At 70.8% G+C, this 23,303-nt stretch carries 20 protein-coding genes; 13 read left to right on the top strand and 7 right to left on the bottom strand.

Annotated features, from left to right (window positions below):
* Positions 1-26: 26 nt before the first annotated feature.
* Together edd and zwf are read right to left on the bottom strand one after the other, a co-directional pair.
* Positions 27-1,841, bottom strand: coding sequence for a phosphogluconate dehydratase (gene edd, locus ACSHT8_RS07865; protein WP_436499172.1), 1,815 nt, complete (start codon positions 1,839-1,841; stop codon positions 27-29).
* On the bottom strand, positions 1,838-3,310 hold the full coding sequence (gene zwf, locus ACSHT8_RS07860) for a glucose-6-phosphate dehydrogenase (protein WP_436499169.1): 1,473 nt from the start codon (positions 3,308-3,310) through the stop codon (positions 1,838-1,840). The genes edd and zwf overlap by 4 nt, the downstream gene beginning before the upstream one ends.
* Positions 3,311-3,417: 107 nt before the next feature.
* Here zwf and ACSHT8_RS07855 point away from each other — a divergent pair, with 107 nt between their 5' ends.
* Positions 3,418-4,575, top strand: a complete 1,158-nt coding sequence (locus ACSHT8_RS07855; RefSeq protein ID WP_436499167.1) for an ROK family transcriptional regulator — start codon at positions 3,418-3,420, stop codon at positions 4,573-4,575.
* Between the two features lie 3 nt (positions 4,576-4,578).
* Here the strand turns inward: ACSHT8_RS07855 and ACSHT8_RS07850 are convergent, their stop codons facing one another.
* The 4 genes from ACSHT8_RS07850 to ACSHT8_RS07835 are packed head-to-tail and all read right to left on the bottom strand — an operon-like array spanning position 4,579 to position 8,688.
* Positions 4,579-5,658: an ABC transporter ATP-binding protein gene (locus ACSHT8_RS07850; protein ID WP_436499165.1), complete on the bottom strand. Its 1,080-nt coding sequence runs from the start codon at positions 5,656-5,658 to the stop codon at positions 4,579-4,581.
* Between the two features lie 8 nt (positions 5,659-5,666).
* Complete coding sequence (locus ACSHT8_RS07845; protein ID WP_436499163.1) at positions 5,667-7,118, bottom strand: aldehyde dehydrogenase (NADP(+)); 1,452 nt, start codon at positions 7,116-7,118, stop codon at positions 5,667-5,669.
* Positions 7,115-7,900: an NAD-dependent epimerase/dehydratase family protein gene (locus ACSHT8_RS07840; protein WP_436499162.1), complete on the bottom strand. Its 786-nt coding sequence runs from the start codon at positions 7,898-7,900 to the stop codon at positions 7,115-7,117. Before ACSHT8_RS07840 ends, ACSHT8_RS07845 begins: the two co-directional genes overlap by 4 nt.
* Complete coding sequence (locus ACSHT8_RS07835) at positions 7,897-8,688, bottom strand: IclR family transcriptional regulator (protein WP_436499160.1); 792 nt, start codon at positions 8,686-8,688, stop codon at positions 7,897-7,899. Before ACSHT8_RS07835 ends, ACSHT8_RS07840 begins: the two co-directional genes overlap by 4 nt.
* Before the next feature lie 142 nt (positions 8,689-8,830).
* Between ACSHT8_RS07835 and ACSHT8_RS07830 the strand changes: the two genes are divergently transcribed.
* The 12 genes from ACSHT8_RS07830 (at position 8,831) to ACSHT8_RS07775 (ending at position 22,343) form a co-directional block, all read left to right on the top strand.
* A complete protein-coding gene (locus ACSHT8_RS07830; RefSeq protein WP_436502010.1) occupies positions 8,831-9,754 on the top strand; it encodes a 5-dehydro-4-deoxyglucarate dehydratase in 924 nt (307 codons plus the stop codon).
* A gap of 70 nt (positions 9,755-9,824) precedes the next feature.
* Positions 9,825-11,087 carry a glucarate dehydratase family protein gene (locus ACSHT8_RS07825; RefSeq protein ID WP_436499158.1) on the top strand — a complete coding sequence of 421 codons (1,263 nt, stop codon included), beginning with the start codon at positions 9,825-9,827 and terminating at the stop codon, positions 11,085-11,087.
* On the top strand, positions 11,081-12,304 hold the full coding sequence (locus ACSHT8_RS07820) for a hypothetical protein (RefSeq protein WP_436499156.1): 1,224 nt from the start codon (positions 11,081-11,083) through the stop codon (positions 12,302-12,304). Before ACSHT8_RS07825 ends, ACSHT8_RS07820 begins: the two co-directional genes overlap by 7 nt.
* Positions 12,301-13,617: an ABC transporter substrate-binding protein gene (locus ACSHT8_RS07815; protein ID WP_436499154.1), complete on the top strand. Its 1,317-nt coding sequence runs from the start codon at positions 12,301-12,303 to the stop codon at positions 13,615-13,617. Before ACSHT8_RS07820 ends, ACSHT8_RS07815 begins: the two co-directional genes overlap by 4 nt.
* Positions 13,617-14,588: a carbohydrate ABC transporter permease gene (locus tag ACSHT8_RS07810; protein ID WP_436499152.1), complete on the top strand. Its 972-nt coding sequence runs from the start codon at positions 13,617-13,619 to the stop codon at positions 14,586-14,588. Before ACSHT8_RS07815 ends, ACSHT8_RS07810 begins: the two co-directional genes overlap by 1 nt.
* An 11-nt stretch (positions 14,589-14,599) precedes the next feature.
* Positions 14,600-15,448 carry a carbohydrate ABC transporter permease gene (locus ACSHT8_RS07805; protein WP_436499150.1) on the top strand — a complete coding sequence of 283 codons (849 nt, stop codon included), beginning with the start codon at positions 14,600-14,602 and terminating at the stop codon, positions 15,446-15,448.
* On the top strand, positions 15,445-16,155 hold the full coding sequence (locus ACSHT8_RS07800; RefSeq protein ID WP_436499148.1) for an SDR family NAD(P)-dependent oxidoreductase: 711 nt from the start codon (positions 15,445-15,447) through the stop codon (positions 16,153-16,155). Before ACSHT8_RS07805 ends, ACSHT8_RS07800 begins: the two co-directional genes overlap by 4 nt.
* A 13-nt stretch (positions 16,156-16,168) precedes the next feature.
* Positions 16,169-17,314: a galactonate dehydratase gene (gene dgoD / locus ACSHT8_RS07795; protein WP_436499147.1), complete on the top strand. Its 1,146-nt coding sequence runs from the start codon at positions 16,169-16,171 to the stop codon at positions 17,312-17,314.
* Positions 17,314-18,216: an SMP-30/gluconolactonase/LRE family protein gene (locus tag ACSHT8_RS07790; protein ID WP_436499145.1), complete on the top strand. Its 903-nt coding sequence runs from the start codon at positions 17,314-17,316 to the stop codon at positions 18,214-18,216. Before dgoD ends, ACSHT8_RS07790 begins: the two co-directional genes overlap by 1 nt.
* Positions 18,213-19,160: a sugar kinase gene (locus ACSHT8_RS07785; protein WP_436499143.1), complete on the top strand. Its 948-nt coding sequence runs from the start codon at positions 18,213-18,215 to the stop codon at positions 19,158-19,160. The genes ACSHT8_RS07790 and ACSHT8_RS07785 overlap by 4 nt, the downstream gene beginning before the upstream one ends.
* A 10-nt stretch (positions 19,161-19,170) precedes the next feature.
* On the top strand, positions 19,171-19,797 hold the full coding sequence (locus ACSHT8_RS07780; protein WP_436499141.1) for a bifunctional 4-hydroxy-2-oxoglutarate aldolase/2-dehydro-3-deoxy-phosphogluconate aldolase: 627 nt from the start codon (positions 19,171-19,173) through the stop codon (positions 19,795-19,797).
* A gap of 53 nt (positions 19,798-19,850) precedes the next feature.
* The gene (locus tag ACSHT8_RS07775; protein WP_436499139.1) at positions 19,851-22,343 is read left to right on the top strand and encodes a discoidin domain-containing protein; all 2,493 of its coding nucleotides are present in this window, start codon (positions 19,851-19,853) and stop codon (positions 22,341-22,343) included.
* 19 nt (positions 22,344-22,362) lie between these two features.
* Here ACSHT8_RS07775 and ACSHT8_RS07770 read toward each other — a convergent pair whose 3' ends face one another.
* A complete protein-coding gene (locus ACSHT8_RS07770; protein WP_436499137.1) occupies positions 22,363-23,232 on the bottom strand; it encodes a hypothetical protein in 870 nt (289 codons plus the stop codon).
* Positions 23,233-23,303: the final 71 nt, after the last annotated feature.

Below are 23,303 nucleotides of genomic sequence, written 5' to 3'. Positions count from 1 at the left end.
TATCGACGATTCGCTCGCAAGCTCGCTCATGCCACAACTCCGAACACAGAGGCGCCGCGGTCGGCCGGGCCGACAGCCGCGCGCAGGGGGGCGAACAGTTCGCGGCCGGTGCCCAGGGGCGCGGTGCCCGGCTGGGTGTCCGGGACGCGGGCGGCGAACTCCGCGGGGTCGACCATGATCTCGACCGAGCCCGCCTCGGCGTCCAGGCAGATCAGGTCGCCGTCGCGGACGCGGGCCAAGGGGCCGCCCGCCGCGGCTTCCGGTGTCAGGTGGATGGCGGCGGGGACCTTGCCGGACGCGCCGGACATGCGGCCGTCGGTGACGAGCGCGACCTTGTCCCCGCGGTCCTGGAGCACACCGAGAGCCGGGGTGAGCTTGTGCAGCTCGGGCATCCCGTTGGCCATCGGACCCTGGAACCGCAGCACGGCGACGAAATCGCCGGACAGGGTGCCCGCCTCGAACGCGGCCAGGAAGTCGTTCTGGTCGTCGAACACCCGGGCCGGGGCGTGCACGACCCGGTGTTCCGGCTTCACCGCGGACACCTTGATCACCGCGCGGCCCAGGCCGCCGTTGAGCATCCGCAGGCCGCCGTCGGGGGAGAACGGGTCGGAGACGCCGCGCAGGACCGTCTTGTCGAGGCTCTCGCGCGGCCCGTCGCGCCACACCAGGGCGCCCTCGTCGAACGCGGGCTCCTGGCGGTAGGACTCGTTGTAGGAACCCGAGATCGTGCGGACGTCCGGGTGCAGCAGGCCCGAGTCGAGCAGGTCGCCGATCAGGGTGGCGGTGCCGCCCGCCGCGTGGAAGTGGTTCACGTCGGCGGTGCCGTTGGGGTAGATGCGCGTCAGCGACGGCACGACGGCCGACAGCGCGGAGAAGTCGTCCCAGCGCAGGTCGATCCCCGCCGCGGCGGCGATGGCGACCAGGTGCAGCGTGTGGTTGGTCGACCCGCCGGTGGCCAGCAGCGCGACCACGCCGTTGACGATGGCGCGCTCGTCGAGCAGTTCGCCGACCGGGGTGTAGTTGTCGCCCAGGGCGGTCAGGCCGGTGACCTTGCGGCCCGCCTCGGCGGTCAGGGCCTCGCGCAGCGGGGTGCCGGGGTTGACGAAGCTGGCGCCCGGCAGGTGCAGGCCCATGACCTCCATGAGCATCTGGTTGGAGTTCGCGGTGCCGTAGAACGTGCAGGTCCCGGGGCTGTGGTACGACGCGGACTCCGCGGCGAGCAGGTCCTCGCGGCCGACCTTGCCCTCGGCGTGCAACTGGCGAACGCGGCTCTTCTCGGCGTTCGGCAGACCCGACGCCATCGGACCGGCGGGGACGAGCACGGCGGGCAGGTGGCCGAAGGCCAGCGCGCCGATCACCAGGCCGGGCACGATCTTGTCGCACACGCCGAGCAGCAGCATGCCGTCGAACATGTCGTGCGACAGCGCGATCGCCGTCGACATGGCGATCAGGTCGCGGCTGAACAGCGACAGCTCCATGCCCGCGCGGCCCTGGGTGATCCCGTCGCACATCGCCGGGACGCCGCCCGCGAACTGCGCCACGCCACCGGCCTCGGCGACCGCCGCCTTGAGCTGGTCCGGGTAGGCCGCGAACGGCTGGTGAGCCGACAGCATGTCGTTGTAGGACGACACGATCGCGATGTTCGGCTTCACCGCCGCGCGCAGGCCGAGCTTCTCGGCGGGCGAGCACGCGGCGAACCCGTGTGCCAGGTTCGCGCAGCCCAGGCTCGACCGCGCGGGACCGGTGGCCGCCGCCGCGCGCAGGCGCTCCAAGTAGGCACCGCGGGAATCAGCGCTGCGGGCGATGATCCGGTCGGTGACGGCGGTCAGGGTCCGATTCACGCGTGCTCCTCTTCGTGCCAGTCACGGCCGTCGCGTTCGATCAGGCTGGTGGCCGCGGTCGGGCCGTTGGTGCCCGCCGGGTAGCGCTTCGGCGAGCCGGATTCGCGCCAGGCGTCGAGGATCGGCTCGATCCACGCCCACGCCGCCTCGACCTCGTCGCGGCGCATGAACAGCGTCGGGTTGCCGCGCACGACGTCGAGCAGCAGCCGCTCGTAGGCCTCGGGCACCCGTTCCTTGAAGGTCTCGGCGAAGCTCAGGTTCAACGGCACCTGGCGCAGCCGCAGCCCGCCCGCCCCCGGCTCCTTGGTGACCATGTGCAGCCGCACGCCCTCGTCGGGCTGCAGGCGCAGGACCAGCCGGTTCGGCGCGATCGCCGCGTCGGGGATGTCGGGGAACACCGAGTGCGGCACCGGGCGGAACTGCACGACGATCTCCGACGCGCGGTGGCCGAGGCGCTTGCCGGTGCGCAGGTAGAACGGAACCCCGGCCCAGCGCCAGTTCTGCACCTCGGCCTTGAGCGCCACGAAGGTCTCGGTGTCGCTGGGCGCGTCGAGTTCGTCGGCGTAGCCGGGGACGGCCTTGCCGTCGACGAGGCCCGCGGTGTACTGCCCGCGCACCGTGGACCGCTCGACCTCGCGGCCGGTCAGCGGGCGCAGTGCGCGCAGCACCTTCAGCTTCTCGTCGCGGACCGCTTCCCGGTCGAGGCTCGTGGGCGGCTCCATCGCGACCAGGCAGAGCAGCTGCAGCAAGTGGTTCTGCACCATGTCGCGCAGCGCGCCGGAGCCGTCGTAGTACCCGGCGCGGCCGCCGACGCCGACGGTCTCGCTGACGGTGATCTGCACGTGGTCAATCGCGCGTGAGTTCCACCGCGGCTCGAACAGCGCGTTGGCGAAGCGCAGGACCAGCAGGTTCTGCACCGTCTCCTTGCCGAGGTAGTGGTCGATCCGGAAGATCTGCTCCTCGGCGAAGACCGAGCCGACCTCGTCGTTGATCTGGCGCGCGGACTCGATGTCGTGCCCGATCGGCTTCTCCAGCACCACCCGGCACGCGGAGCTGACCAGGTCGTTGGCCTTCAGGCCGCTGCAGATGGGGCCGAACAGCCGCGGCGCGCAGGCCAGGTAGTAGACGCGGACCCGCGCGGCGGGCGCGACGAGCGCGCACAGGTCGTGCCACGCCGACGGCTCGGCGACGTCGATGGTCACGTGGTGCAGCCGCTCGAGGAAGCGGTCGACCGCGGCCGCGTCGTAGCTGCCCTCGGGGAGGAAGCCGATCAGCTCGGCGGCGGTCTTGTCGCGGTAGCCCGCGTCGTCGAGGCCCGCGCGGGACACCGCGATGATCCGCGAGTCGGCCGTCAGCTGGCCGTCGCGGTCGCGGAGGTAGAGGGCGGGCAGGAGCTTGCGCATGGCGAGATCGCCGGTCCCACCGAAAACGACGATGTCGCACGACGCGACCTGGGGCAATGCCTGCATGGGGCCTACCCTACGGTACTTAGGCGCATAATCAAGCACACTTAGGTACGAAAAAGACATTACTGTTGGGTAGTGTCCGGTTGAACATCGAGAGTGAGGGGTGTCCGGTGGCGGGACGACCGATGTCGGCGCCTGGCATGTCCGTTGGCGAGGTCTTCCAGCTGCTGCGCGAAGGGCAGGCGGAGACCCGGTCGGACATCGCCCGGCTGACCGGGCTCTCGCGGACCGCGGTGTCGCTGCGGGTCAACCAGCTCATCGAGCACCGCCTCGTGGTCGAACGCGCCGAGGGCGGGTCGACGGGCGGGCGTCCGCCGGTCCGGCTGGAGTTCCACGCCACGGGCGCTGTCGTGCTCGCCGCCGCGGTGGGTGCCAGCCGGGCGCAGTTCGCCGTGTGCGATCTGGCGGGTCGGATCCTGGCGTCGTCGGCGGTGGCTTCGGGGTTCACGGAGGGGCCGGACGCGGCGTTGGCCGCGGTGATCCGTCAGCTTGACGGGTTGTTGGTCGCCGCTGGGCGGACGCATGGTGACGTGCGGGGGATCGGGGTGAGCATCCCTGGGGTGGTTGACCGGGTGACTGGGCGGATCGTTAGTCGGCCGGTGGCGCCGGGGTGGGACAAGGTTGAGGTGCCGGAGGTGTTGGGGGCGCGGTTCCCGGTGCCTGTGGTCGTGGAGAACGACGTGAACGTGCTCGCGTTGGCGGAGCACAAGGCGCAGCCCGCGATCGATGACCTGGTGATGATCAAGGCTTCGACGGGGGTGGGTGTCGCGATCATCGCTGATGGGCGGTTGGTGCGGGGGGCCGTTGGGGCATCCGGCGAGATCGGGCACACGAAGATCGGCGGCGATCGGGTGTGCCGGTGCGGGGCGACTGGGTGCTTGGAGGCTTACGCGGGCGGTTGGGCGTTGGCGCGTGAGTTGGGCGTGGCAGATGCTCGGGCGGTCGGTGATCTCGTGCGTGCTCGGGATCCGCGGGCTCTGCGCGCGATTCGGGACGCCGGGCGGCGGATTGGGGAGGTTGTGTCCGGGGTTGTGAACCTGCTGAATCCGGCGGCGATCGTGGTCAGCGGGGACATTGTGTCGGATGGGCTGGTGGCGGGGATTCGGGAGTTGGCTTACCAGCAGTCGACGGATGTCGCGACGCGTGGGCTGACGATTGAGGCGAGCACTTTGGACGATCAGGCCGCGTTGGCGGCCTGTGTGGTGATGATTCTGGATGACCTGCTCTCCCCGGACGCGATCGACAACCTCGCGTCCGGGAAGAGATAGGCACTAGTCGGGGAGCCGCGCGCCCGTCGCGGTGTCGAACAGGTGCACGTCCGAGCGCTGGACCTTCAGGCCGATAGTGGTGCCGCGGGTGGGCACATCCCGAGCGCCCGAGCGGACCACGATGGGGTGGGCCGTGTCGCCGTCCGTTGTGGTGTAGAGGTAGCTGTCGCTGCCGAGTTCCTCGACCACCTCGACCATCGCGCGTTCGCCATCGTTCGCGCCGACGATCTGGAAGCCCTCCGGGCGCACGCCGAGTGTGATCTCGCGGCTGGTCGCCGCGGCGCGCTGGGCGGGGGACAGGTCGATCCGGGTGCCACCGAACGAAAGTGACCAGTCCTCGGCGTGCAGCGGCAGCAGGTTCATCGCGGGCGATCCCATGAATCCGGCCACGAACAGGTTGCGCGGGCGGTCGAACACCTCACGCGGGCTGCCGCACTGTTGCAGGATCCCATCCTTGAGGATCGCCACGCGGTCGCCCATCGTCATCGCCTCGACCTGGTCGTGGGTGACGTAGATCGTGGTCACGCCGAGCCTGCGCTGCAGCGAGGCGATCTGGGTGCGGGTCTGCACGCGCAGCTTGGCGTCCAAGTTGGACAGTGGTTCGTCCATGCAGAACACCTGCGGCTCGCGCACGATCGCGCGGCCCATCGCCACGCGCTGGCGCTGGCCGCCGGAGAGCTTCGCGGGCTTGCGGTCCAGGTATGGGGTCAGGTCCAACAGCGCGGCGGCCTCGTCGACCTTGCGGGCGATCTCGGACTTGGCGACCTTGGCGATCTTCAGGTGGAAGCCGATGTTCTGGCGCACGGTCATGTGCGGGTAGAGGGCGTAGTTCTGGAACACCATGGCGATGTCGCGGTCCTTGGGCTGCGCGTGCGTCACCTCGGTTGGACCGATGTGGATCGCGCCGCCGTCGACGGCTTCCAGGCCCGCGAGCATGCGCAGCGCGGTGGACTTGCCGGAGCCCGAGGGGCCGACGAGGACCATGAACTCGCCGTCGCGGATCTCCAGGTCGAGTCCGTCGACCGCGGGGCGGTCGGTGCCAGGGTAGAGGCGGGTGGCGCCGCGGTATTCGACTGTGGCCATTGTGGTTCCTAACTCTGAACGGTCTGGTTGACGGCTTGGGGGTTGCTGGTGCGCAGGTCGGCGGGCAGCAGGTGCTCCGGCCAGTCCTGGTAGGCGATGGGCACCAGCCAGCGGTCGATCGCGGTGACGCCGACCGAGGTGTGGGCGGGGTTGGTCGACGCGGGCCACGGGCCGCCGTGGTGCATGGCCCAGCACACGGCCACGCCGGTGGGCCAGCCGTTGTAGATGAGCCTGCCGACGCGGGTGCGCAGGCGTTCGGCGACCTCGGTGGCGAGTTCGTCGTCGGCCGGGGTGGCGTGCACGGTGCCGGTCAGGCTGCCGGGCACGACCTTGAGCGCGGCGAGCAGCGACTCGGTGTCGGAGTAGGTGACGACGAGCCCGGAGGGGCCGAAGGTCTCCTCCGACAGGTCTTCCCAGTCGTCGAGGAAGTCGGAGATGTCGGTGGCGAACACCGTCGGCGTCACCGCCCAGGCGTCGTCGCCCGCCGTGCCGGTGGCGAGCACGCGCGCGGTGCCCGCCGCCAGGCGCTCCAGGTAGCCGCGGTGGATGTTCTCGGTGAGCAGCGGACCCGACGTGGTGGCCCGCACCGCCTCCGCGAGCTCGTTGAGCAGCTCGGGCTCGTCCGGGACGAACATCAGACCGGGGTTGGTGCAGAACTGCCCGGACCCCATGGTCAGCGACGCCGCGTAGCCGCTGGCGATCTTCGCGGCGTCCGCGGCCGCGCCGGGCAGCACCACGACCGGGTTGACGCTGCCCAGTTCGCCGAAGAACGGGATCGGGTCGGGCCGCTTGTTGACGTAGTCGAACAGCGCGCGCCCGCCCGCCACCGAACCGGTGAAGCCGACGGCCTTGATCCCCGGAAGCCCGATCAGCAGGGTGCCACCGTCGCGGCCATGGATCAGTTCGAACACGCCGTCCGGGAGCACCGAGCGGAGAATGTCGGCGACGGCGACCGAGGTCCGCGGGTGGCCTTCGTGGGCCTTGACCACGACCGGGCAGCCCGCGGCGAGCGCGGAGGCGGTGTCGCCGCCGGCCACGGAGAACGCGAACGGGAAGTTGCTCGCGGAGAACACCGCGACCGGGCCGATGGGGCGCAGCATCCGCCGCACGTCCGGGCGGGTGTCGGTCGCGGGGGAGAGGATCACGTCCTGGTGCCTGCCCGTGCGCAGCGCCTCGGCGAACATGCGCAGCTGGCCGGTCGTGCGGCCGACCTCATTGGTCAGCCGGGGCACGCCGAGCGCGGTCTCCTCGTCGGCGATCGCGACCAGCCGGTCCACGTCGGCGTCGAGCGCGTCGGCGATGGCGTCGAGCGCGGTCGCCCTGGCGTCGGCGTCGGCCGCCCAAGCCGGCAGTGCCTGGACCGCCTTGGCCACGATGTCCAGGACATCCCGGAGCTCGGTCGTGGCCACCGGGTCGCCGATGGGGGCAGCGGTGCGCGGGTCGTAGCCCTGCACGGTCATGACTGTCCTTCGCTGTAGTCGTACGGCGCGCAGAAAGCGCCACCGAGGAACCTGTCGAACTCGTCGGGTTCGTCGGACACCTCGTCCGCGAACACCTCCGCGTTGTCCAGCGGCTCGAAGCCCATGGCCCGCGCCTCGTCGAGCGACCACCAGCGGCGAGTGTTCGCCGAGACGCCCCACGCGATCCGGAAGCCGGGGTCCGGCGTGGCCAACGCGGCCTCGACCAGCCTCCCGCAGTCGTCGGGGGACAGCCAGCTGGCGAGCATCCGGGCGTTCACCGGCTTCGGGAAGCACGACCCGATGCGCAGGCAGATGACGTCGAGCCCGTAGCGGTCGTGGTACAGGCTGCCCAGCGCCTCGCCGAGCACCTTGCTCACGCCGTAGAACGTGTCCGGGCGCGGGTAGCCGTAATCGGGGGCCTCGGTGCCGTCCTTGGGGTGGAAGCCGACGGCGTGGTTGCTGCTGGCGAACACCACCCGCGGCACCCCGGCCCGGCGCGCGGCCTCGAACAGGCAGTACGCGCCCTCGATGTTGACCTCGGAGATCTGATCCCACCGGTGTTCGGTGCTGAGGCCGCCCAGGTGCAGGATCGCGTCGACGCCCGCGCACACCTCGGTGAGCGCGTCGAGGTCGGTGATCGACGCCGTCACCGACTCCTCGCCGTCGCGGAGGTCGGCGATCGGGACGATGTCGAGCAGGCGCAGCGTCCGGCCGGGCGTGGCCAGCCGGGGGCGCAGCAGGGTGCCGACGCCTCCCGCGGCGCCAGTGATCAGAAGCTTCATCGGGGTGTCCTCGCACGGCAGAGCTGGGCGATCTCGTCCGCCGCAGCCATCAATTCGGTGACTATCTGGCCCTCATGTTCGGCGTTGAGCCGGGTCTGCGGGATGGAGCAGCTGATCGCGTCGACCGTCGGCATGCTGGGGATCGCCACGGCGTAGCAGGTCAGGCCCGGGGTGTTCTGCCCGTGCTCGACCGCCCATCCGCGCACCCTGGCCGCCGACAGCTCCGTGCGCAGCTCGTCGTGCTCGACGACGGTGTCCGGGGTGAGCGCGGCGAGCTTGGCGGGCAGGATCGCGCCGACGTCCACCGGGTCCAATGTGGACAGCACGGCCTTGCCGAGCGACGTCGCGTGGGCGGGCAGCCGCCTGCCGATGCGCGAGGTGACCCGCAGGTGGTGCGGCGACTCGCGGCTGGCCAGGTAGACCATGTCCGCGCCGTCGAGCCGGGCCAGGTGGACCGTCTCGTCGAGTTGGCGGCGCAGCCGGGCGAGCACCGCGCTGGCCACCTGCACGACCGGGTCGCGGTCGAGGAACGTCGCACCGGCGCGCAGCGCGCTCAGGCCCACGCTGTAGGCGGTGCCGCGGTCGTCGGTCTCGACCCAGCCGCGCGCGACCAGTGTGCGGAGCAGTCCGTGCAGGCTGGACTTGGGGAAGTCGAGCCTGCGCTGGATCTCGCTGAGGGTGAGCCTGCGCTCCGAGCCCGCGAGTAATTCCAGGATGTCGATGGTCCTGGCCGCTGACTTGACCGACGCCGGAATGGCGGACCCGTCCGTCGAAGCGTTGGCTGTCATGGGCATTCCTCTGTCGCGGGGCCTGTCGTAACTGTCTGGAAACCTCGGCTTGACACCGGGTGTGAGCAGTCTTACCGTTCCGGCCCACAGTTCGCAAGTATGACCGCTGTTCACATACATGAACCCAGGAGTTCCGGTGCAGATGCTCGACCGGGTGTTGTTCTTCCCCGTCACGCCGTTCGACGCCGAAGGCGCGGTCGACCTCGACATGTTCGCCGCCCACCTCGCCCAAGGCCTGGCCGCCGGGCCGGGAGGCGTCTTCGTCGCGTGCGGGACCGGCGAGTTCCACGCGCTGGAGCCGGGCGAGTACGAGGCGTTGATCCGGCGCGCGGTCGAGGTGACCGCGGGCGCCGTGCCGGTCTACGCGGGCACCGGCGGCGCGCTGCCGCTGGCCAAGCAGTTCAGCCGGGCCGCGCAGGCCGCGGGCGCCGACGGCCTGCTCATGCTGCCGCCGTACCTGGTCGCCTCCCCGCCGCGGGGCCTGGTCGCCTACACCCGCGAGCTGGCCGCGGCCGCCGACCTGCCGATCATCGTCTACAGCCGGGGCAACGCGGTGTTCGATCCGGACAGCGCCGCCGAGGTCGCGCGGATCCCCAACGTCACCGGCTTCAAGGACGGCCGCGGCGACCTCGACCTGCTCGGCCGGATCGTGCTGGCCGTGCGCGGCGCGCTCAACGGCAGCGACAAGCCGTTCCAGTTCTTCAACGGGATGCCGACCGCCGAGGTCACCGTCCCCGCCTACAAGGGCATCGGCGTGCACCTGTACTCGTCGGCGGTGTTCTGCTTCGCCCCGGACGTGTCGCTGGCGTTCTACAAGGCGGCGGAGTGCGGCGACCATGCCCTGATCGAGCGATTCCTGTCCGACTTCTTCCACCCGCTGGTCGAGCTGCGCAACAAGGTCCCCGGGTACGCCGTTTCCCTGGTCAAGGCCGCTGTCCGGCTGCGGGGGCTCGACGTCGGCGGGGTCCGGCCGCCGCTGGTCGACCCGTCGCCGGAGCACGTGGCCGAGTTGGAGCGCGTGCTCGCCGCCGGTCTGGCCCTGACCAGCGAGGTGGCCGCGGTATGAGCGAGCTTGCGAGCGAATCAATGTCACGGTGCCTTCGCGAGTGGAGCCACCGGCCTTGGGAGGTGGCCGCATGAGCACCCGGATCACCGGCGTCACGCTGACCCCGGTCGCGTTCAGCGATCCGGCGCTGCTCAACGCCGTCGGCGTGCACGAGCCTTACGCCATCCGGACTATTGTCGAGGTGCACACCGACGAGGGCGTCACCGGTCTGGGCGAGACCTACGCCGACAGCGGGCACCTCGTCCGCCTCCGGGCGGTCGCCGACGCCATCGTCGGCCAGGACGTCTTCGCCCTGCACACGCTGTTCGCCATCGCGGCCAGGGTGCTCGGCGGTGACACGGGCGCCGACGGGCACGGCCTGACCGGAATGATCACTGAGAGCGGAACTGTCGACCGGGTCTACTCCCCGTTCGAGGTCGCCTGCCTGGACATCCAGGGCAAGCTGCTCGGCCTGCCCGTGTCCGACCTGCTCGGCGGCGCCGTCCGCGACAAGATCCCGTTCAGCGCCTACCTCTTCTACAAGTGGGACCGCCACCCGGGCTTCGAGCCCGACGAGTGGGGCGCGGCGCTCGACCCGGCTGGGATCGTGGCGCAGGCCCGCAAGATGATCGACGAGTACGGGTTCACCGCCATCAAGCTCAAGGGTGGCGTGTTCCCGCCCGAGGAAGAGGTCGCCGCGATCCACGCGCTGCGCGCCGAGTTCCCCGACCTGCCGCTGCGCCTGGACCCGAACGCCGCGTGGACCCCGCAGACCTCGATCAAGGTCGGCGCCGAGCTCGACGGCGTGCTGGAGTACCTGGAGGACCCGACGCCGGGCATCCCGGGCATGGCCGAGGTCGCCCGCGCGGTCCCGATGCCGCTGGCCACCAACATGTGCGTGGTCTCGTTCGACCACCTCAAGCCCGCCGTACTCGCCGACGCGGTCGGCGTGATCCTCTCCGACCACCATTACTGGGGCGGCCTGCGCCGCTCCCACGTCCTGGCAGGCATCTGCGACACCTTCGACATGGGCCTGTCGATGCACTCCAACTCGCACCTGGGCGTCAGCCTGGCCGCGATGGTGCACCTGGCCGCCGCCACCCCGAACCTCACCTACGCCTGCGACACGCACTGGCCGTGGAAGACCGAAGAGGTCATCGAACCCGGCGTGCTGTCCTTCGTGGACGGCTCAGTCGCGGTGCCGACCACGCCCGGCCTCGGCGTCGAACTCGACCGCGACGCACTCGCGAGGCTGCACCAGCAGTACCTCGACTGCGGCATCCGCGACCGCGACGACACCGGCTACATGAAGCGCGTCGACCCGACCTACGAGTTGGTGAAGCCGCGATGGTGACCACAGTCGGCTACGCCTACCCCTGGGACTTCGACGGCGACCCCGCCGCCGGTCCCCGCGCCCGCGACCTCGGCGTCGACGCCGTCGCGCTCGCTGCGGCCTACCACAGCACCCGGGTGCCCACCCCCGTTCACCCGACCACTCGACTCGTCACGGCGCCGCACGCGGCCAGCTACCTGCCGGTGCGGGCGGCGAAGTGGACCGGCAGGCTCCGGCCGCTGGACGCGGAGTGGCTGCCCGAGGGTGCCTGGGCCGCGGCGGCCAAGGACGTGCGCGCGGCGGGCATGAAGGTGTTGGCGTGGACGGTGTTCACCCACACCAGCGCGCTCGGCCGGGCCAACGAGGACCTGGTGGTGCGCAACGCTTTCGGCGAGCCGTACACCTACGCGCTGTGCCCCAGCGCCGAGGCGGTCAGCGACTACTGCGTGACCCTCGCCAGCGAGATCGTCGAGATCGCCGAGCCGGACGGGATCATCCTGGAGGCGTGCGGGCGGCTCGGCGTCGAACACGGCGGCCACCACGACAAGGTGGACTTCGCCGCATGGACCGCGGTGCAGAAGCAGCTGTTGTCCCTCTGCTTCTGCACCGCGTGCCACCAGTCGTACGCCGCCGCGGGGATCGACGGCGTCCGGCTGGCGGCACTGGTGCGCGCGGCCGTGGGTGCCCAGGCGCCCGCGACCGTGGCCGACGCCCTCGGCGCGGATCTCGCCGAGGCGGTCACCAATGTGGTGGCGCGGACCGCGACGACCCTGCGGCAGCGCGTTGTCGCCGCGGCCAGGGCGACGCGGCCTGACCTGCCGGTGACGTTCCACGGCGCGGTCGACCCGCTGGCCACCGGCGCGTTCACCGCGCTCGGCACCCCGCCGTCCGAATTGGACAGCGTGGTGACGAGCTGCTGGGTCGGCGGCGAGAAGGCCGCCGACCAGCTCCAACAGCTGTCCGCATACGTCGGAACAGACGTAGCGGTAGGGGGATATTTCCGACCGGACACGCTCCGGTCACCACAGGGGCCGTCGCTCGACGACCTGGCGGAGCGCTACCTCGCCGCCGGGCTCGACGAGCTGCATCTCTACCACTTGGGGCTCGTTCCCCACCCGGCGTTGGCCGTGCTGCGCGAATTCGTCAGCACTGTGCGGGCCAAGGCCAGTAATCGACACCCCCTTCCCGCGGGCGCGGCCCGCGTGAACGATTCCCAGATAGGTGGTCCCCAGTCATGACCCGATCGTCCCGTTCCGGGCGGTTCCGCCGCTCCATCAGTTTCGCCGCGCTCGGTCTGAGTGCCCTGCTCGCGGTGTCGGCCTGCGGGTCGTCGAGCGACGCAGGAAGCGGTGGGGGCTCCGGCGAGTTCACCTACTGGTCGATGTGGCAGGAGAAGGAGCCGCAGGCCCAGGTCATCAAGGCCGCCATCGACTCGTTCACCAAGGACACCGGCGTCAAGGTCAACGTCCAGTGGCACGGCCGCGAGGTGATGAAGAAGCTCACCCCGTCGCTGCGCACCAAGGCCGCCGCCGACCTCGTCGACCAGTCGATGAACCAGCTCGGCAACGGCCTGGCCAACGCGGGCCAGTCCGCCGACCTGACCTTCGTCTACAACCTGGAGGTGCCCGGCGAGGGCAAGAAGGTCTCCGAGGTCATCCCGGCCAAGTACGTCGACTACCTCAAGGACAAGGACGGCAAGCCGTTCATGGTTCCCTACGAGGTGACCGGTGAGGGCATCTGGTTCAACGCCAAGGAGAACCCGACCGAGCAGCCCAAGACCTGGGACGACTTCCTGAAGCTGCTCGACGCGGCCAAGGCGAAGGGCGTTGCCCCGCTGGCCCTCGACGCCGACAACACCGGTGTGGCCAAGTACTGGCCGCTGCTGACCCTGATCCGCGCGTTCGGCTCGGAGGGCGTGCAGAAGCTGGCGTCCGACCGCAGCGGCGCCGCGTGGGACGACCCGAAGGTCCTGGCCACGCTGACCAAGGTCGAGCAGCTGGTCAAGGGCGGCTACTTCGCCCCTGGCTACAACTCCGGCCAGTACCCGGCGCAGCAGAACCTGTGGGCGCAGAACAAGGCCGCCTACATCCTGCAGGGCTCGTGGGTGACCAGCGAGACCAAGACCTACGCCGCGTCCGGCTTCGAGTACAGCTCGGTGCAGCTCCCGCAGATCGAGGGCGGCGACGACGCGGTCGGGGTGAACTTCTTCGGCTTCGGCATCCCCAAGACCGCCGAGCACGGCGACGCGGCGGGCAAGTTCGTCGCGTACTTCCTGAACAAGTCGCGCCTGGAGGGCATCAGCACCAAGGCCGACAACATCACCCCGCGCTCGGACATCGCCGCCCCGCCTGCGCTGACGAGTCTGGCCAAGTCGTTCCAGGAGAAGTCGGTCTACCCGTCGGGCGCCGCGCTCGGCCTGAAGTTCGGCGGCTGGGAGTCCACCGCGTTCCAGCCGGTCGCGCAGTCGCTGATGCAGGGCAAGGCCAGCGCCGCCGACTTCGTCAGCCAGGTCAAGGCCAAGTCGGTCGAGTTCTGGAAGACGCAGGGCTGATGGCGTTGACCCTCGAATCGAGGTCCGCGAGCCGCCGGGACTCCCGGCGGCCCGCGGGGCCACGCCCCGTGCGCGGCGGACACTCGCCGCTGGCCCGCCGTCAACGGCGGATCTTCGGACCCTTCCTCGCCATCCCGCTGGTGCTCTACCTGGTCCTGTTCATCGGCCCGACCCTGTATTCGGTGTACGCCGCGTTCACCAGCTGGGACGGCATCAACACCCCGACCTGGCGCGGCACGGACAACTTCACCGCGCTGGTCGACGACCCGCTGTTCCAGGAGGCGTTCTGGAACACGCTCCTGATCCTGGTCGTGGTCGGCCTCGGCATCTTCGTGCTCGCGTTCAGCTTCATGCTGCTGCTGCGCGACATGAAGGGCAAAGGCTTCGTGCGCGGGGTGATCTTCCTGCCGCACATCGTCTCGCCGATCGTGCTCGCCATCTTCTGGGGCTTCCTGCTCCGGCACGACGGCCTGCTCAACGCCCTGATCGTCAAGCTCGGCGGCGAACCGGTGGCATGGATCGGGCCGGACAGCGCCTTCCTGATGATCATGATCGCGATGGTGTGGATCAGCACCGGATTCTACGTGGCGATCCTGATGGCGGGCGTGGACCGCATCCCCGGCTACTTCTACGAGGACGCCGCGCTCGCGGGCGCGTCGGCGTGGCAGAAGCTGCGGCACATCACGCTGCCGCTGTCGTGGGACGTCATCAGCGTCGCCGCGGTGCTGTGGACGATCAGCTCGGTCAAGGTCTTCGAGTTCATCTACGCCTTCGGCGCCAGCCAGGGCACGATGCCGCCGACCTACGAGTGGAACGCCGCGGTGTTCGTCTACGGCGTGACCTTCGGCGGCCAGACCCCGCAGTACCGCTTCGGCTACGCCTGCGCGTCGGCCGTGGTGATGCTGCTGCTCGTCAGCGGCATGGTCGCGCTCCTGCGTCGGGCGATGCGCCGCGACGCGGTCCAGTTCTAGGCGGGAGAGACATGGCTATCAGTACGACTTCGCGGCCGAAGGTGCTGCGGCCGCTGGGCACCACGGCGGTGTGGCTGTTCGTCGCCTTCTGCCTGTTCGCGTTCGTGTTCATGCTGATGAGCTCGTTCAAGAACAGCTCGGAGATCCTCAACGCGCCGTGGGCGCTGCCGACGAGCCTCGACTTCGGCAACTGGGGCAGGGCGTGGACCGACAGCGGCTTCGGCGAGGCGGCGATCAACACGATCCTGCTCGTGGTCACCGCGTCGGTCGTGGTCGTGGCGGTGTCGGCGCCCGCGGCCTACGCGCTGAGCAGGCGCGCGGGCAGGCTGTCGGGCGGCATCACGATGCTGTTTGCCATCGGCCTGGGCATCCCGCTGCAGGTGATCGTGCTGCCGTTGTACTCGGTGCTGGCCGAGCTCGGGCTGATCGACAGCCTCTTCGGCCTGTTCCTCGTGTACGTGGCCACGCACCTGCCGTTCACCGTGTTCCTGCTGACCGGGTTCTTCCGGTCGCTGCCGAGCGAACTGGAGGAGGCCGCCGCGCTCGACGGCGTGTCGGCCACCGGCACGTTCTTCCGGATCATGCTGCCGCTGGCCCGCGGCGGCCTGGTCACCGCGCTGCTGCTGAACGCGATCGGCCTGTGGAACGAGACGCTGCTGGGCCTGATGTTCATCCAGAGCACCGAGAAGTACACGCTGTCGCTGGCGCTCATCGGGTTCATCCAGCAGCAGCAGTACAGCGGCGCGGACTACGGCGCGTTGTTCGCCGGGGTGTCGATCACGATCATCCCGATGCTGCTGCTCTACCTGTGGCTGGGCAGGCGCATCACCGAGGGCCTCACGGCGGGGCTGGGCAAGTGAACCGGTTCACGGGCAAGACCGCGCTGGTCACCGGCGGTGCCTCCGGCATCGGCGCGGCCACCGCGCGGCGACTGGCGGCCGAGGGCGCGTCGGTCGTGGTCACCGACATCGACGGCGACGGCGGCGCGGCCGTCGCCGCCGAGGTCGGCGGCCGCTACCTCCACCTCGACGCCACGTCCGAGGCCGACTGGGCGCGGGTGGCCGACCTCGGCGAGTTGGACGTGCTGCACCTCAACGTCGGCCACAAGCCGCCGAAGACGCCGCCGCACGAGCTGGCCGTCGAGGCTTGGGACGCGGTCCAGCACATGACCTTGCGCAGCGCGTTCCTCGGGGTGCGCGCGACGGTTCCGCTGCTGCGGCCCCGGTCCGGCTGTGTGGTGGTGACCGGCAGCATCCACGCGCTGGTGGGGATGCCCGGCGCCACCGCGTACGCCGCGGCCAAGGGCGGGCTCGACGCCATGGTCCGCCAGCTCGCCGCCGAGTACGGCCCGGACATCCGGGTCAACGCCGTGCACCCCGGCCCGATCCGCACCCCCTCCTGGGGCGAATGGACCGGCGCCGAGCACATCGCCCGCACGCTGGCCAAGCGCGCGGGCACGCCGGAGGACGTCGCCGCCGCCGTGGCGTTCCTCGCCTCCGCCGACGCCGCCTACGTCACCGGGGCCGCGCTCCCGGTCGACGGCGGCTGGCACGCCAACGGCCTGTGAGACAAGGAGAGACGTGAAGATCACCGGCTTCGAGCTGTTCCGGGTGGCCCCGCGCTGGCTGTTCCTGCGCGTGGACACCGACGAGGGAATCAGCGGCTGGGGCGAACCCATCGTCGAGGGGCGCGCGGAGACCGTGGCCGCCGCCGTCGGCGAGCTGTTCGACTACCTCATCGGGGCCGACCCGCTGCGCGTCGAGCACCACTGGCAGACCATGGCCAAGGCGGGCTTCTACCGCGGCGGCCCGGTGCTCTCCAGCGCGCTCGCGGGCATCGACCAGGCGCTGTGGGACATCAAGGGCAAGGCGCTGAACGTGCCGGTGTACGAGCTGCTCGGCGGCCACGTGCGCGACAAGGTGCGCATCTACGGCTGGCTGCGCGGGGAGACCACGGCCGAACTGGTCGACTCCGCCCAGGCGCAGGTGGGTGTCGGGCTGTCCGCGGTGAAGATGAACCCGTGGGGTCTGGTGTCCGGTTTGGACACCGCGCGGCGGGTGCAGGAGATCGTCGACCGGGCCGCCGCGGTCCGCGAGGCGATCGGGCCGGACCGCGACTTCGCGCTGGACTTCCACGGCCGGTTCACCGCGGGCATGGTCCGCCGTGTGCTGCCGCTGCTGGAGCCGCTGCTGCCCATGTTCGCCGAGGAGCCGCTGCTGCCCGAGTACAGCTCCCAGCTCGACCGGATCGCCGCGTCCACGTCGATCCCGATCGCCACGGGGGAGCGGCTGTTCTCCCGGTGGGACTTCGAGCCGGTGCTGCGGTCGGGTATCGCGGTGGCCCAGCCGGACCTGTCGCACGCGGGCGGCATCTCCGAGTGCAGACGGATCGCCGCGGCGGCCGAGACCTACGACGTGCTGGTCGCCCCGCACTGCCCGCTGGGGCCGATCGCGTTCGCCGCGTCGCTTCAGCTCGACTTCGCCACCCCGAACTTCCTCATCCAGGAGCAGAGCCTGGGCCTGGGCTACCACCCGGACAGCGAGCGGCTCGGCTACCTGGCCGACGACTCGGTGTTCGCCTCCACCGACGGGTACATCCCGCGCCCGCTCGGCCCCGGCCTGGGCATCGAGATCGACGAGGACGTCGTTCGCGCGGCCGCCGCGAACCCGCACCGCTGGCGCAACCCGGTGTGGCACCACGCCGACGGCTCGCTGGGGAGCTGGTGATGGCCGTCGAGGTCGTCTCCGACGTCCGCGCCCGACTGGGCGAGGGACCGGTCTGGGACGACCAGACCGGGCTCCTCTACTGGCTGGACATCCTGGGCGAGCGGCTGCACCGGTCGGACGGGATCGCGGTCGACTTGGGCGTCCAGGCAGGCGCGCTCGCGCTGACCGCGTCGGGGCGCGTGCTGCTGGCCGTGCCGGACGGATTCGCCTGGCTCGCCGAGTTGTCCACAGCCCCACCGCGGACCGCCCAGAATGGTCAGACCCCGGCGGTGGCATCGAAGACAGGGGTCCCCTGCGGGGGGACGCCTGCGAAGCCGGTGGTGGGTGCGGTCTCGGTGCCGAATCCTGGCCGGTTCAACGACGGCAAGTGCGACCCGCAAGGCCGGTTCTGGGCGGGCACGATCACCGAGCCCGGCAAGGCGGCGCTCTACCGGCTGGACACCGACCTGACCGTCTCGACTGTGCTGACCGGGGTGACGATCTCCAACGGTCTCGGCTGGTCGCCCGACGGCGGCACGTTCTACTACATCGACACCCCCACCAACCGGATCGACGCGTTCGCCTACACCGACGGCGAGATCAACGGGCGGCGGACGCTGGTGGAGATCACGCAGGGCTCGCCGGACGGGATGACGGTCGACGCCGACGGCTGTCTCTGGGTGGCGCTGTGGGGCGGCGCCGCCGTCCACCGGTACACCCCGGGCGGCGCGCTGGACCGGACGATCGCGATGCCGGTGGCCAAGCCGTCGAGCGTCACCTTCGGCGGTCCCGGACTCGACACCCTGTTCGTCACCTCGGCGGGTGGCGCGTCCGATCCCGACAACCCGCTCGCCGGCGCCTTGTTCGCGGTGGACCCGGGTGTCTCGGGGCTGCCCGCGCACCGGTTCGGGGGTGCGCCATGACGCTCGACCTGGTGACGTTCGGCGAGGTGATGGGCCTGCTCGTGGCCCCACCCGGCGAACCGCTGCGGCAGGCGACCACGTTCCACCGCTCCTTCGCGGGCGCGGAGGCCACGGTCGCGGTCGGGCTCGCCCGGCTCGGCCACCGGACCGGCTGGTTCGGCCGCTTCGGCGACGACCCGTTCGGCCACGCCGCCGTCGACTGCCTGCGCGGTGAAGGCGTCGACGTCAGCCGGATCGTCCACGACCCCGACGCGCCGACCGGACTGCTGCTCCGCGACGCGCACGCGGTGCGGCGGATCAGCGTCCAGTACCACCGGGCGGGGTCGGCGGCGAGCCGGATGACCGCCGACGACATCGACGTCGACTACGTCGCGGGCGCCCGGGTCCTGCACGTCACCGGGATCACCCCGGCGCTGTCGGCGGGCTGCTGGGACGCGGTGGCCGAGGCGATGCGGGTCGCCCGCGAGGAAGGCGTCGTCGTCTCCTTCGACCCGAACTACCGCCGCAAGCTGTGGTCGACCGACGAGGCCGCCAAGGTGCTGCGGCCCCTGCTCGACCAGGTCGACCTGGTGTTCACCGGGCCGGAAGAGGCGGACGTGCTCACCGGCGAGCGCCACCCGGATGTCGCCGCGCGGGTGCTGATCGACCGCGGCGCGCGGCTGGTGGTGGTCAAGAACGGCGCCCACGGGGCATGGGCGACCGACGGCGAGCGGGAATGGACGACGCCCGCGCTTCCCGCCGCCGTGATCGACCCGGTGGGCGCGGGCGACGCGTTCAACGCCGGGTTCCTCTCCGGCTGGCTGCGCGACGAGCCGGTCGAGTCCGCGCTGCGGCGCGGCGCGGCGTGCGGGGCGCTGAGCGTGCAGACGCTCGGCGACCTCGCCGGGCTGCCGTACCCCGATGACCTCGACGCCGCGCTCGCGGCGTCCGATGTGGACAGGTAGGGAGACGTTGGTGCACTGGGAAACCGTGTCCGCGATCGCGGCGGCCAAGGTGGTGGCGATCATCCGCACCACCGACGCCGACCACGCGGTCAAGGTCGGCAACGAGATCATCGGCGCGGGGCTGCCCGTCGTGGAGGTCTCGCTGACGACCCCCGGTGGCCTCGACGCGATCGGTGCTCTGTCCGAAGTGGACGACGGTAGGCGCGTCGGCGCGGGCACCGTGCTCGACGAGACCACCGCCCGGCTCGCGATCCTCGCGGGCGCGAAGTTCCTGGTCTGCCCCACCGTGGTGCCCGAGGTGATCGCCACCGGCAACCGCTACGGCGTGCCCGTGCTCCCCGGCGCGCAGACCCCCACCGAGATCATGCGGGCGCTGGAACTCGGCGCCGCGCTGGTCAAGCTGTTCCCGGCCGCCCATCTCGGGCCGGATTACCTGCGTGGCCTGCGTGCCGCGCTGCCGCAGGTGGGGTTCGTCCCCACCGGCGGCGTCGACGCGGGCAACGCGGCGGACTGGCTGGCGGCGGGCGCGGTCGCGCTCGGCGTCGGCGGTGCGCTGACGGTCGACCCGGTGGCCGACAACGTCAAGACGCTGCGGGAGGCAGTGGACACTACCCCGGTTCCCCACAGGCAAAGGTGAATCAAAGGAGATCGCAAGTGCGGAGAATGCGGTTAGGCCAAGCGGGAGCGGCCTTGCTCCTCGCGGTCACGGGCGCGGCGGTCGCCGTCGGACCGGCGACAGCGACCAACACGACCTACTACGTCGACTGCGGATCGACGGTCTCCAACCCGTCGGGGACCTCGACGTCCGACCCGTGGAACACCCTTGCCCTGGTGAACGCCCATACGTTCGGGCCAGGCGACCAGCTGCTCTTCAAGGCGGGCAGCACCTGTGTCGGCACCTTGGAGCCGAAGGGCTCCGGGTCGGCGGGTTCGCCCGTCGTCGCCACCTCCTACGGCACAGGCGCGAAGCCCGTCATCAACGGCGACGGCGCGGCGTGGGGGGTGCGCCTGCTCGACCAGAGCTACTGGACGATCCGCGGCCTGCACGTCAAGAGCCCGGCGGCGACCGGCGACGAGCGCAACGGCATCGCGGTGGTGTCGGTCAACTCCTCCACCAAGTATGGCATCGTGATCGACGGCAACGAGGTGTCCGACGTCGCGGGCATGAGCGACAAGACCGGCACCAACGGGCCCAAGTTCGCCAACTCCGCGGGCATCGGCGTGCGCGCCAACGGCACCGCGGGCGTGTTCGCGGGCGTCGAGATCACCGACAACTTCGTGCACGACACCGGCGGCGGCGGAATCAAGATCCAGCAGGACCCGGACAACCGGCGGATGCACACCGGGGTCCACATCGCCGACAACACCATTCGCGAGGTCGGCGGTGACGGCATCGTCACCCACGCCGTGGACGCCGTGGTGGTCGAGCGGAACCTCGCGCTGGACCTCGGGTACGGAAAGTACCCCTACATCGGCGGCGAGTTCGCGGGCATGTGGCCGATCAACGCGAAGAACCCGCTGTTCCAGTACAACACCGTGGGCCGCACCCGGGCGACCGGGTTCGACGCCACCGCGTGGGACTGCGACGGCGGCATCATCGGCACCTGCACCTACCAGTACAACTACTCCTACGGGAACTCCGGCGGCTTCTTCCTCAACTGCGCCGACTGCACGTCGTGGGGCAACTCGACCACGACGATGATCCTGCGCTACAACATCGCCCAGGACGACTGCCGCCTCGGCGCGGGTGCCGGGAACGACACCTCGCCGATGTACATCTACAACAACACGTTCTTCTGCCCCACGCGCCCGGTTGTGGCGGGCGCGTGGCCGAACGCCCAGTGGCGCAACAACATCTTCGTCGCGCCGTCCGGCACGTTCCCGACCACGGCGTCGATCGTCTACGACTCCAACACCTATCTCGGCGGCGTCACCGCCCCCGCCGCCGACGCCAACGCCATCACCGCCGACCCCAAGCTGGCCTCGCCCGGGGCGGGCACGGAACTCGACACCGCGCTCAACGGCTACAAGCTGCTCACCGGCTCGCCCGCGCTGGGCAGCGGCGCGGTGATCAGCGGCAACGGCGGCAAGGACTACTACGGCAACCCCGTGTCGGCGACCGCGGCACCCAACCGCGGCGCGTACAACGGCGCGGGCGTGGCCGCCTCGGTCCTGCCGATCTCGAAGGTCTACAACCAGGTCGCGGTGACCAGCGACAGCAACCCGAACACCGGCGCGCTGTCGTCGACCTACCGCTCCTACTCCGGGCAGAGCCTGCGAGCGGGCGGACTGACGCGCAACGCGGTCAAGACCGTGGGCGGGGTCGACTTCACGTGGCACCCCGGCGAGTTCGGCACGCCCGACAACGTCAAGGTGGCTGGCCAGACCATCGCGGTGACCGGCAGCGGTTCCACGCTGGGCTTCCTCGGCTTCTCCGTCAGCGGCGCCACCACCGGCAGCGGCGTGATCACCTTCACCGACGGTACGACGCAGAACTACACGATCACCCTGGATGACTGGTGGTCGACGTCGTCGGCGAACGGCAACACCGCGGTCGCCACGGCGACCTACCACAACCAGCACGACGCGCCGTACAACGACAAGACGACGCCGACGGTCGCGACCGCGACGAAGGTGTGGTTCACGTCGGTGTCGCTGCCCGCGGGCAAGTCCGTGGCCAAGGTGACCCTTCCTGCGGGCTCCCCGGTCGGCGGGGCGGGGATGCACCTGTTCGACGTCAAGGTGGGCGGCACGTCGAGCCGGATCGACACGCTCAGCGTGACCTATGTGGACAGTGAGGATGTCTCGACCGGCGGTCAGGGCACCAAGGCGATCGACGGTGACCCCAACACGATCTGGCACACCGCCTGGTCCCAGGTCGACCCGGACCCCGCGCCGCCGCACGAGATCCGGCTCTCCCTGGGCGGTTCACACACGGTGAGCTGCCTGTACTACCTGCCCCGGCAGAGCGGGAGCAACGGGCGGATCAAGGCGTACGAGGTCTACACCAGCACCGACGGCACGACGTGGGGCAGCCCGGCGGCCACCGGAAACTGGGTGAACACCGCGGCTGAGCAGAGCGCCTGCTTCACCCCGCGCACCGCGACCCACGTGCGGCTGCGGGCGCTGTCCGAGGTGAACAACGGTCCGTGGACGACCGCGGCCGAGATCGCGGTCAGCTGAGTCCGGCTGGCGGAGGCCCTCACACGAGGGTCTCCGCCAGCACCGGCCGGTCTCCGAAACTCAGGAACGGCTTGCCCGCGAGCCGCAGGCCGACGGCGCCCGCGACGACCAGGCCGCCGACGACGGCGAGGTAGATCCACGCCGACGGGTGGTCCCACCGCACCTGCCCGGCGTAGCGCAGCAGCGCGATGAGGGCGAGACCGCCGAAGACGATGAACGCGGCCAGCCCGATCCGTACCCGCCGCAGGTCGTCCTCCCACACCGCGAACACCATCGCGACACCGAAGGTGACCGCCCACGCCGACAGCGCGCGCAGGTCGAGCGCGGAGACCTCCCACGGCCACCAACCCGTGAACGTGTTGGGGGAGATGAAGAACAGGCCGCCGACGAGGACCATGGTGACGGCCAGGAAATCGACCGCCGACCGCGCCCAGCGCGGCAGCGGCGTCTCCCGCTCCGGCGCGGTGCCGCGTTTGCCGAGCTGCACGCCGACCGCGATGATCGCGAGGAACGGCAGCCCGACGTGCGCCAGCATCCACAGCCACGACACGATGAACCCGACCAGCGGCCCGCCCTTCAGCGGGAACTCGCCGAGGTGGCTCACCGAGGCGATCAGCGTCAGGCCGAGCAGCAGCAGCGGCGCCAGCGCCGCGATCCGCGCGTTGACCCAGTAGCGCTCCCTCAGGGCCAGGCCGAGCAGCACCGCCGCCGCCCCGAACCCGGCCCCGAGGGTCGCGGCGGTCAGCGGGCTGCGCATCGGCCACGCGAAGAGGGTCTCGGTGTACCCGCTGAGCAGGGTGAGGATCACGAACACCAGCGCGCTGATGGCGGTGACCGGGAAGAAGATCAGCACGCGGACGACGGGCGACACCTCGACGTGGCGCTCCATGGGCTACTCCCAACCAAGCTACTCATGGGTAGATAGACTGCCCATGGTGACAATGGCTGTTGGAATTGTCC

The organism is Actinokineospora sp. HUAS TT18 (genome assembly GCF_051364635.1).
Classification (GTDB): Bacteria; Actinomycetota; Actinomycetes; order Mycobacteriales; family Pseudonocardiaceae; genus Actinokineospora.
Note: the sequence above shows the minus strand (reverse complement) of the source record. Positions and strands in the feature narration are given on the sequence as shown.